Origin of the sequence: Parafrankia sp. Ea1.12, assembly GCF_900465275.1 — a bacterium.
GTDB classification, from domain to species: domain Bacteria; phylum Actinomycetota; class Actinomycetes; order Frankiales; family Frankiaceae; genus Parafrankia; species Parafrankia soli.
Genome location: NZ_UBIZ01000077.1, coordinates 1 through 10,194, shown reverse-complemented (window position 1 = coordinate 10,194; position 10,194 = coordinate 1). Strand labels below are relative to the sequence as shown.

The following is a 10,194-nucleotide window of genomic DNA, read 5'->3' as shown; positions in this document are numbered from 1 at the left end:
CCCCCGATGCCCGCCGCCGGCCCGGCCTGACCCGGACCGGGCCCGCTCCGTCCCGCACCGCACCGCACCGAGCGGTTCGGGTGCGCGCGCCAGCTCCGTCGCGCCCAGAACCGCCCGAGCACGTAAAGCAACATCGAAAGGACCCCGGCATGACCAGTCCGACGGCCATCCCCGCGACCGCGTCCCCGCAGGTCGAGTTCATCAGCCTGTCGCATCTCAACCCGTCGACCGAGCTGAATCCCGTGCCGAGCCGGGGCATCGACCTGCCGTACTTCCGCAAGTACGTCCGCTCGCTCGAGGAGTCGGGCTACGACTACACCCTGCTCCCCTACGGCTCCAACAGCGCCGACTCGTTCGTTATCGCCTCGGCCGTCGGCCAGCTCACCGAACGCCTCCGCCCGATCGTCGCGCTGCGGCCGAACACCACGATCCCGCAGGTGGGGGCGCAGAAGCTCGCGACCCTCGACCAGCTCACCGAGGGCCGCGCCGTCGTCCACCTCATCTCCGGCGGCAACGACGCCGAGCAGGCCCGCCACGGCGACTACCTGCCGAAGGACCGCCGCTACGCGCGTACCTCGGAGTACATCGACCTGCTCCGCAGGTCCTGGTCGGAGACCGGCCCGTTCAGCCACGAGGGCGAGTTCTTCAAGTTCGACGACTTCGGCCCCGGCTTCCGGCCGTACGGCGACACGATCCCGATCTCGATCGGCGGCCAGTCCGACGCCGCCTTCCAGGTCGGCGGCGCCAAGGCGGACATCTTCAGCTTCTGGGGCGAGCCGCTGGCGGACCTGCGTGCGGAGATCGACCGGGTCAACGGGATCGCCGCCGCGGCCGGGCGCACCGACCGGCCGCGCATCTGGGTGACCTTCCGGCCGATCATCGCCAAGACGGACGACCTCGCCTGGCGCAAGGCCTTCGACTACGTCACGAAGCTCGAGAAGACGTACAGCGCGGGCGGCCCTCCCGCACGCTTCCTCACCGGCGCCCCGCAGAACGTCGGCTCGCAGCGCGCCCTGGACTTCGCCCAGCGGGCCGAGATCTACGACCGCGCGCTGTGGACCCGCACCGCGGCCGCGACCAACGCGGCCGGCGCCTCCACCGCCCTCGTCGGGAGCCCGGAGACGGTCGCGGCCGCCATCCTCGACTACGTCGACCAGGGCGCCAGCCTGGTCTCGATCCGTGGCTACGACACCCTCGCCGACGCCGTCGACTACGGCCAGCACATCCTGCCCCTCGTCCTCCAGGAGCTGGCGCACCGCGCCGCCACCGGGCAGCGTGGCACTCTGCAGGACGCCCACCCCGGCGCCCTCACCCCCGGTTTCGACCCCGCCGCACTGGCCGGCCTGCGATGACGACGGCGGTGCACACGCCCGAGCTGGTCCGTCCCGAGCTGGTCCGCCCCGACCTGTCCCCGGAGGCGCTGGCGGCCGTCACGGACGAGATCGCCGCGGTCGCGCCCGCCTACGACCGGACAGGCGAGATCCCGGTCAGGGGCCTGGAGGCCGCGCATCGCGCCGGGCTGCTGACCGCGACCGTGGGCACGCAGTACGGCGGACCCGGCCTCGGGCTCGTGGACACCGCCCGCATTCTCGTCGCCCTCGGCGAGGGCGACGCGTCCGTCGAGCTGCTCGCCGCCAACAACCTCGGCACCCACCAGGCACAGGCGGCCGCCGGCTACTGGCCGGAGGCGTACTACGCCGACTTCCTGCGCCGCAGCGCCGAGGGTCCGACGCTCGCCAACGCCGTCCGCAGCGCCTTCACGCGGTTCGCTCTCGAGCGGGTGCCCACCGCCCTCGGTCGCCCGATCGCGACGACCGAACGCATCCAGACCGTCGCGGGCGAGATCGACGCACAGATCGCCCAGGCGGAGACCCTCCTGTTCGGCGCGCTCCTGCGCGCCGAGGCCGGCGACACCGGTCACCTGCCGCAGCTGTCGCTGCTGAAGATCCAGATCGCCCGCTCGGCGATCGCCACGGTGAACACCGCGGTCGCCGCGCCGGGCAACCCGGCACTCACCCGGTACCAGCCGTTCGAGCGCCTGCTCCGCGACGTCCTGTGCGTGCGGGTCCACCCACCGCAGGAGGACACCGCCCTGCTCGCGGCCGGCCGCAGGCTGCTCGGCCAGTAGTCCCTCGGCCAGCACCGGTCCTCGGGCCAGTACCAGTCCCTCGAACCAGCACCAGTCCCTCAGGCCAGCACTCCCGACGACAACCATTCCAACCCTCGAGAAAGAAAAGAAACGAATCGATGAAACGACGCCTTCGCTCGCCCCGGCCTGGCCTCATCGCCACGGCCCTGGCCGTCACGGCCGCACTGGGCCTGAGTGCGTGCGGCTCGTCCGGTGACGACGGCGCCTCCAACGACACCGCCGGAGCGCCCGTTGCCGGCGGCACCCTCAAGGTCGCGTTCTTCCCCGACAACCCGGCCTTCAACTGCCTCGACCCGTTCCAGACCTACTGGATCGAGCACCGCACCGTCATCCGCAACGTCGCCGACTCGCTGACCGACCAGGACCCCAAGACCGGTGAGATCAAGCCCTGGCTCGCCGAGAAGTGGGAGATCAGCGCGGACGGGAAGGAGTACACCTTCCACCTGCGCGACGGCGTCACGTTCAGCGACGGCACTCCGCTCGACGCCGCGGCGGTCAAGGCCAACTTCGACGGCGCCAAGAGCGTCGTGGAGGAGACCGGCGGCGCGACCTACGGTGCGAGCTACATCCTCGGCTACGACCGCAGCGAGGTCGTCGACCCGAGCACCGTCAAACTCTTCTTCTCGACGCCGAACGCCTCGTTCCTGCAGGCCACCTCGACGACCAACCTGGCGATCATCTCGCCGGCGTCGTACAAGAAGACCATCAAGGAGCGCTGCCTCGGCGACTACGTCGCCTCCGGGGCGTTCACGCTGGAGGGCTACAAGCCCAACGAGCTCACCACCCTCAAGCGGCGGCCGGGCTACGCCTGGGGCTCGGCGCTGTCGGAGAACACCGGCGAGGCCCACCTCGACACGGTCGAGTTCAGCTATGTCGCCGAGGACAGCGTGCGCACCGGCAACCTGCTCAGCGGCGCGGTCGACATCGCCTGGCCGCGTAACCCGTTCACGGTCGAGGACCGCGAGCTGATCGAGAAGTCGGGTGACGTCGTGGAGTCCCGGCCGCTGCCGGGCCCGGCGTCCACGTTCTACGCCAACGTGAGCGCGGGACGCCCGCTGGCGGACCTCAACGTCCGCAAGGCGCTGTACAAGGCGTTCGACCTCGAGAGCTACGCCAGGACGGTGTTCGGCGCCGACTACCCGGTCGTGGAAGGTGCCTTCGACACGACGACGCCGTACTTCGTGTCGCAGGCCGACAAGCTTCGCCACGACCCCGAGGGCGCGGGCAAGCTCCTCGACCAGGCCGGCTGGAAGCTCGGCCCCGACGGCTACCGCCACAAGGGCGACCAGAAGCTCACGCTGTCGACCCCGACCACCCAGTTCAACGTCGGCTCCGAGCTGATCCAGGACCAGCTCAAGCAGGTCGGCATCGACCTCGTGCTGGACACCACGACGACGGCCGAGCTTCCCGCGAAGCTCAAGAACGGCGACTACGACCTGACCGCGACCTACTTCACCCGGGCCGACCCGGGCGCGCTGCAGTTCATCCTCAACCCTGAGATCGCCAACTCGAAGGCGCTCGCGACCAACGCGACGACCCCCGAGGTCCAGGCGAAGCTCAAGGAGCTGTTCGCCAGGGCGGCGCAGACCACCGACGCGGAGCAGAGCAAGCAGGCCTACGCCGACCTGCAGAACCTGCTCATCGACGAGGGCGTGTCGTTCCCGCAGTTCGAGCGGGTGCAGTTCGCGGGCGTCAGCAACGAGGTCCATGGCTTCGCCTTCACGTCGGAGAGCTTCCTGAAGCTCAACGACGTGTGGAAGCAGCAGTAGGAGAACCCTGATGACTCGGTACATCCTCGGTCGGTTCGCCCAGGCGCTCGTCGTGCTCTGGGCGGCCTACACCGTGACCTTCGCGGTCCTCTACCTGCTGCCGAGCGATCCGGTCGCCCTGCAACTGGGAGCGGCGGGGATCGAGACCGACAAGCTCACCCCTGAGCAGCTCAACACCGCGATGGCCCAGTACGGGCTGGACCGTCCGGTCCTGAATCAGTACTTCTCCCACCTGTGGGGCTTCCTGCACGGAGACTTCGGTGACTCGATCTCCAAGCAGCAGCCGGTCGCCGACCTCATCGGCGACCGGCTGGGCCCCACGGTCGCGCTGAGCATCACCGCGGCCACGCTCTCGCTCGTGGCCGGGATGGCGCTGGCCTACCTGGCCTCGTACATGCGGTGGCGGCCGGCCCGGCTGTTCCTGACCCGGCTGCCCTCGTTCGGGGCCTCGTTCCCCCAGTTCTTCATCGCGCTGCTGCTGATCCAGCTGTTGTCGTTCAACCTCGGCTGGCTGCCGGCCACCGGGGTGAAGGGCTGGAAGTCGCTGGTGATGCCGTCCATCACGATCTCGCTGCTGACGGCCTCGATGCTCGCGCAGGTGCTGATGCGCAGCTTCGACGACACGCTCCGCCAGCCCTACATCGTGACGGCGCGCGCGAAGGGCCTCTCCCGGGCGGCGGTGCAGTGGCGGCACGGCTTCCGCAACGCGCTGCTGCCCGCCCTGACCATCCTCGGCGTCCTGGTCGGCCTGACCCTCACCAGCGCGATCGTCGTCGAGACGGTGTTCTCCCGCAACGGCCTCGGCAAGCTCGCCCAGGAAGCTGTGCTGGCGCAGGACGTTCCGGTGGTCCTCGCGATCGTCTCGCTGGCGGCCGCCGTCTTCGTCTTCGTCAACCTCGTGGTCGATCTGCTCTATCCGTTGCTGGACCCCCGCATCGTGCAGGGCCGGCGGAAGGTGGCCTCATCGTGACCGTCTCGGCTGCCCACATCGCCAGCCCGGCCGCCGGAGCCAGCCCGGCCACCGCCGGAGCGGATCCGGTCAGCACCGGAGCCGGCCCGGTCACCACCGGAACGGATCCGGTCACCACCGGAGCCGGCCGCGCCGCCGGCGAGGCGCTGCTCGACGAGTCCCAGCCCGGCGGACGGCGAGCCAACCTCGCCGCGAGTCTGCGGACCCTCGGTTCCAGGCCGGGATTCGTGATCGCGGTGCTGTTCATCGCCTTCGTGGTGGTGACGGCGTTCGCGCCGGGTCTGTTCACCTCGCACGATCCCTACGCGACCGCGCCGGCCGACCGGCTGGTCGGCCCGGGTGCCGGCCACCTGTTCGGCACCGACGAGCTCGGCCGCGACCTGTGGTCCCGCATGCTGCACGGCTCGGCACTGACGATCAAAGCCACCCTGATCGCGCTCGGGATCGCGATCGTGGCCGGACTCGCGCTCGGCGTGATCGCCGGCTTCTTCGGTGGTCTCGTCGACGCGCTGCTCATGCGGGGCGTCGACGTGCTGCTGGCCATCCCGAGCCTGCTGATGGCGCTGTCCATCGTCACGGCCCTGGGTTTCGGCACGGTGCCGGTCGCCGTCGCCGTCGGCGTCGGCATCGTGCCGGGATTCGCCCGGACCACCCGCGCCGAGGTGCTGCGGGTGAAGACCCTGCCCTACGTCGAGGCGGCGCGTGGCGGGGGGGCGTCCTGGCTGCGGGTGCTGCTGCGCCACGTGCTGCCGAACTCGTGGGGCCCGGTCGCCGTGCTCGCCGTGCTGGACACGGGCGTCGCGATCATCGCGATCGCGTCGCTGAGCTTCCTGGGCTTCGGCGCGGCGCCGCCGACCGCCGAGTGGGGCACCCTCATCTCCGCCGGCCGCAACTACCTCGTCACCGCTCCGTGGGTCTCGCTGCTCCCCGGGCTGTTCGTCGCCATGACGGTGCTGAGCCTCAACCACATCTCGAAGACCCTCCAGGAGCTCGAGCGATGACGGCCGGAACGAGCCAACTGACGAGCCCGCCGACAAGCCCGCTGGTCAGCCCACTGGTGACGATCCGGGATCTCCACGTCGGCTACGTCCGCCGCCGCCGGACGGCGCCCGCCGTGCGCGGCGTGGACCTGTCGATCGGGTCCGGGGAGATCGTCGCCCTCGTCGGCGAGTCGGGCTCGGGCAAGTCCACGATCGCGAACACGATCATCGGCCTGCTGCCCGACAACGCCCGCGTCACCGCCGGCAGCGTCCTCCTCCACACCGGCCCGGACCCTGAGGATGCCGACGGCCCGGCACTCGATGACCGTCTGGACCTCGACGAGCGCGGCCGGCGGCCGGTCGAGATCGTCGGGGCCAGAGAGAAGGTCCTGCGTGAGCTGCGCGGCCGGGTCGTCGGGCTCGTGCCGCAGGACCCGATGGTCGGGCTCAACCCCACCCGCCGCATCGGCGGGCAGGTCGCCGAGGCGATCCGGCTGCGCGGGGTGACCGGCGACGATCTCGACGCCGAGGTGCTCGAGTTCCTCGCGCAGGCCGGCGTCGACAACCCGCAGCTGCGCGCCCGTCAGTACCCGCACGAACTGTCCGGTGGCCTGCGCCAGCGCGTCCTCATCGGGATCGCCCTGGCCGGCCGGCCCCGCCTGATCATCGCCGACGAGCCGACCAGCGCCCTCGACGTGACCGTGCAGCGCAGGATCCTCGACCACCTCGAAGGGCTCGTCCGCGAGTCCGGGATCTCGCTGCTGATCATCACGCACGACCTCGCCGTCGCGGCCGACCGCGGTGACCGCGTGGTCGTCCTGCAGGACGGGGAGATCGTCGAGCAGGGCCCACCGGGCGACATCCTGGTGAGCCCGGCGCAGGACTACACCCGGCGACTTATCGCGGCCGCGCCCGGTCTGGCCCACGGCGGCCAGATCGTGCCCCGCTTCCAGCTTCCACCCGAGCAGGTGGCCACCCCGGACCCGGTGATCCGGCTGGAGAACGTCTCCAAGCGCTACCCGCTGCCGGGCCGGCAGGCCGGCTCGTTCCTCGCCCTGGACGGGGTGTCGGTCGAGGTGGCCCGCGGGCGCACGCACGCGCTCGTCGGCGAGTCCGGCTCCGGCAAGACCACGATGCTGCGCATCGCGTTCGGCTTCGAGCAGGCGACCGACGGACGGGTCAGCCTCGACGGCGTCGACATCACCGGCCTGGGCTGGAAGCAGACCCGGCTGCTGCGCCGCAAGGTCCAGCTCGTCCACCAGAACCCGTACGCCTCGCTCGACCCGCGCTTCACCGTCGGGCAGAGCATCACCGAGCCGCTGGTGTCGTTCCGGATCGGCGACCGGCGCACCCGCACGGCCCGCGCGCTGGAGCTGCTCGACCAGGTGGCGCTGCCCGGCTCCTACCTCGACCGGCTGCCGGCGGAGCTGTCCGGCGGCCAGCGCCAGCGCGTCGCCATCGCCCGCGCGCTCGCCCTCTCCCCCGAGCTGGTGCTGCTCGACGAGCCCGTCTCGGCGCTCGACGTCTCCGTGCAGGAACAGATCCTCGAGCTGCTGACCGACCTGCAGGAGCGCCTCGGCCTCAGCTACCTGTTCGTCTCGCACGATCTGGCCGTCGTCGCGCGGATCTCGCACACGGTGTCGGTACTCAACCGCGGCCGGCAGGTCGAGTCCGGCTCCGTCGCCGCGGTGTTCGGCTCGCCGAGCAGCGAGTACACCCGGGAGCTGATCGACGCCGTCCCCGGCCAGCGCGGCGCCACCCGCCAGGCCGGCTCCCGGGACGACGATGTGCGGGAGGTCGCACGGACCTGAGCGACGCGCGCTCGGTTGCCGGCCCGCAAGCCCGTATCCTAGGATTCCCGCTGCCATCCGGACATTCTGGCGCGCCACTTCGGCCGGAGTACGCGTATTTTCACGAGCGGCGTCGGGGATGACGTCTCGGATGAATTGCGGGCCGGATGGCGAGCTGACAAGACCGTGTACTGATCATATGGTCTTGAAACGGGGATCAATGCGGATCGGAAAGCTGCTCCCACGGAGCGCGGTGGCCTGTGCCGGGGTCGGGCTGGCACTGCTGGTCACCGCGTGCGGCGGGGGCGGCACGGACGACGACTCGGCCACGGCAGGCGCGTCCAGTGCCAGCGAGGTGCCGCACACCTGGGCGACCGACGTCCCGGACAACCTGACCGGGGGTTCGGCGACACCGGCCCCGGCAGTCACGGTCGCGGCCGCCGCACCCACCGTGTCGGCCTCCGCCGATCCGCGTACCGGCGTCATTCCCGCGGATTTCCCGTTCCCCCCGGGGGCGACGGTGACCGTGTCCGACAGCAAGCCGACCGACGCGACCCTCAACCTCGCCGGCGTCACCCCGGCCGCGACCCTCGCCTTTTACCGGCAGGCGCTGCCGGGCGCCGGTTACAAGTTCTTCCAGGAGGGCGGTTCCGACGGGAGGACGAAACTCACCTTCACCGGGCGGAGCCAGAGCGTGGAAATCCTCGCGGGCGGCACCCGGACCCCCGAGCCGGTGCTGGTCATCTTCGCGGTGGAGGGCGGCGGCGTCGACAGCCGCCGCAGCGACCGGGTGGCGTGCGCCTGACGCGGCCGTGACCGCGCTCGGCCGGTCCCAGCCGATCCGGCGACCCGGGTACCGGCAGGGCCTCCCTGACCCGCGGCGCCCCGCCTACCGTGGACGGGGTGGATAACCGGGCGCAGATCCGCGAGTTCCTGGCCTCGCGGCGGGCGAGGCTCACGCCGGGGCAGGCGGGCCTGCCGAGCTACGGCGGGCACCGGCGCGTGCCGGGCCTGCGCCGGGAGGAGGTCGCCCTCCTCGCCGGTGTGAGCGTGGACTACTACACCCGCCTGGAGCGCGGCAGCCTGCCCGGCGCCTCCGACGGCGTGCTGGACGCGATCGCCCGCGCCCTGCAGCTCGACGAGGCCGAGCGGGCGCACCTGTTCGACCTGGCGCGGGCCGCGAACGCCGCGCCGGGCGCCCGCCGCCGCAGCCCCCAGCGGGTCCGGCCGGGCATCCAGCGCATCCTGGACGCCGTCACCGCGGCGCCGGCCTGGGTGCGCAACGGCCGGATGGATCTCCTCGCCGCCAACCCGCTCTACTCGGAGATGCTGGCCGATCCGGTGCGCCCCGCGAACAGCGCCCGGTTCGCCTTCCTCAACCCGCGTGCGAGGGAGTTCTTCACCGACTGGGAACGCGCGGCCAACGACATCGTGGCGATCCTGCGGGCCGAGGCCGGCCGCTCTCCCTACGACCGGGCCCTCAGTGACCTGATCGGTGAGCTCTCGACCCGCAGCGAGACGTTCCGCACCCGGTGGGCGGCGCACGACGTGCGTTTCCACCGCACCGGCGCGAAGCGGTTGTGCCATCCCGTGGTCGGCGACCTGGACCTGGCCTTCGAGGCCATGGAGTTCCCCGGCGACCCGGGACTCACCATGATCATCTACAGTGCCGAGCCCGGGTCGCCGACGAGCGACTCGCTCCGGCTGCTCGCGAGCTGGGCGGCCACCGTCGACGAGACCGGCCACACCGAAGCCGGCCACGCCGAGGCGGGCCACGCCACCGGCGAGGCCTGAACCGTTGCACGAGAGCGCCGGATAGCGCCGCTCATGCCGCCTCACCTTTCGGTGAGGCACCCCGGGTCTGACCGGTCTTGGCCGTGCCCGGTTCCCGCTTCACAGCCACCCGCCGCCGCGCCGGTGGTGCTGGCGCGTTGGTCTTACGGTCGGCTCCACGGGCTGTTTTAACGTCGCCGATGTACTCGCGGTCGACGAGCCGAGCCAGGTTGACCGCCGCGTTCTCGTCGCGGTCGATCACCAGCCCGCAGGACGGGCAGGAGAAGGTGCGGTCCGACAGTGTCAGGCCTGGGTTTCGCCAGCCACAGCCGGAACAGGTCTTCGAGCTTGTCTACCAACGGCCCGCGACGTGCAGGTGCGCGCCATGCCAGCCGGGCACGTACACCTGCGTCCTGGTCTTCGGGTCGCGAACCCACCGGCCGCACTTGTACTCCAACTGGCGGCGCAGTTCGCCCATGCCGACGTCGGAGACCGCCTTCGCCAGGTTGTGGTTACGCACCATGCCGGCGACGTGCAGATCCTCGATGACCACCGTGTGGTGGGTCCGGGCGAGGTTGGTGGTGACCTTGTGTAGCCCGTCGCGCCGCTGGTTGGCGGTGTGGGCATGCTGTTTCGCCAGGTCGACACCGATCACACCACCAGTGGCCTGCCGGGCGGACGGCCCGTCGGGGATCTCCCGCTCGACCTGCACGGTGAACGACACGAACCAGCGGCCAGCCGTGCGGGACACGGCCGCGCCGAG

At 71.3% G+C, this 10,194-nt stretch carries 8 protein-coding genes and 1 pseudogene; 8 read left to right on the top strand and 1 reads right to left on the bottom strand.

All coding sequences use genetic code 11. The features are described from left to right. Nucleotides 1–149: 149 nt before the first annotated feature. From FMEAI12_RS00900 to FMEAI12_RS00865, 8 genes are all read left to right on the top strand, one after another. On the top strand, nucleotides 150–1,352 hold the full coding sequence (locus FMEAI12_RS00900) for an LLM class flavin-dependent oxidoreductase (protein ID WP_112104640.1): 1,203 nt from the start codon (nucleotides 150–152) through the stop codon (nucleotides 1,350–1,352). After that, nucleotides 1,349–2,128, top strand: a complete 780-nt coding sequence (locus FMEAI12_RS00895) for an acyl-CoA dehydrogenase family protein (protein ID WP_112104639.1) — start codon at nucleotides 1,349–1,351, stop codon at nucleotides 2,126–2,128. Before FMEAI12_RS00900 ends, FMEAI12_RS00895 begins: the two co-directional genes overlap by 4 nt. A gap of 119 nt (nucleotides 2,129–2,247) precedes the next feature. Beyond that, entirely contained in the window at nucleotides 2,248–3,918 is a 1,671-nt protein-coding gene (locus FMEAI12_RS00890; RefSeq protein WP_112104638.1) for an ABC transporter substrate-binding protein, read from the top strand. Nucleotides 3,919–3,928: 10 nt separating this feature from the next. Further along, nucleotides 3,929–4,888, top strand: coding sequence for an ABC transporter permease (locus FMEAI12_RS00885; protein WP_112104637.1), 960 nt, complete (start codon nucleotides 3,929–3,931; stop codon nucleotides 4,886–4,888). Next, nucleotides 4,885–5,889, top strand: coding sequence for an ABC transporter permease (locus FMEAI12_RS00880; protein WP_112104636.1), 1,005 nt, complete (start codon nucleotides 4,885–4,887; stop codon nucleotides 5,887–5,889). Before FMEAI12_RS00885 ends, FMEAI12_RS00880 begins: the two co-directional genes overlap by 4 nt. After that, nucleotides 5,886–7,679 carry an ABC transporter ATP-binding protein gene (locus FMEAI12_RS00875; protein ID WP_112104635.1) on the top strand — a complete coding sequence of 598 codons (1,794 nt, stop codon included), beginning with the start codon at nucleotides 5,886–5,888 and terminating at the stop codon, nucleotides 7,677–7,679. The genes FMEAI12_RS00880 and FMEAI12_RS00875 overlap by 4 nt, the downstream gene beginning before the upstream one ends. A gap of 199 nt (nucleotides 7,680–7,878) precedes the next feature. Next, nucleotides 7,879–8,463: a hypothetical protein gene (locus FMEAI12_RS00870; RefSeq protein WP_112104634.1), complete on the top strand. Its 585-nt coding sequence runs from the start codon at nucleotides 7,879–7,881 to the stop codon at nucleotides 8,461–8,463. Between the two features lie 98 nt (nucleotides 8,464–8,561). Further along, entirely contained in the window at nucleotides 8,562–9,452 is an 891-nt protein-coding gene (locus tag FMEAI12_RS00865; protein WP_112104641.1) for a helix-turn-helix transcriptional regulator, read from the top strand. Between the two features lie 31 nt (nucleotides 9,453–9,483). Here the strand turns inward: FMEAI12_RS00865 and FMEAI12_RS00860 are convergent. After that, nucleotides 9,484–10,194 (bottom strand): annotated as a pseudogene (locus FMEAI12_RS00860) (RNA-guided endonuclease InsQ/TnpB family protein); the annotation flags it as partial.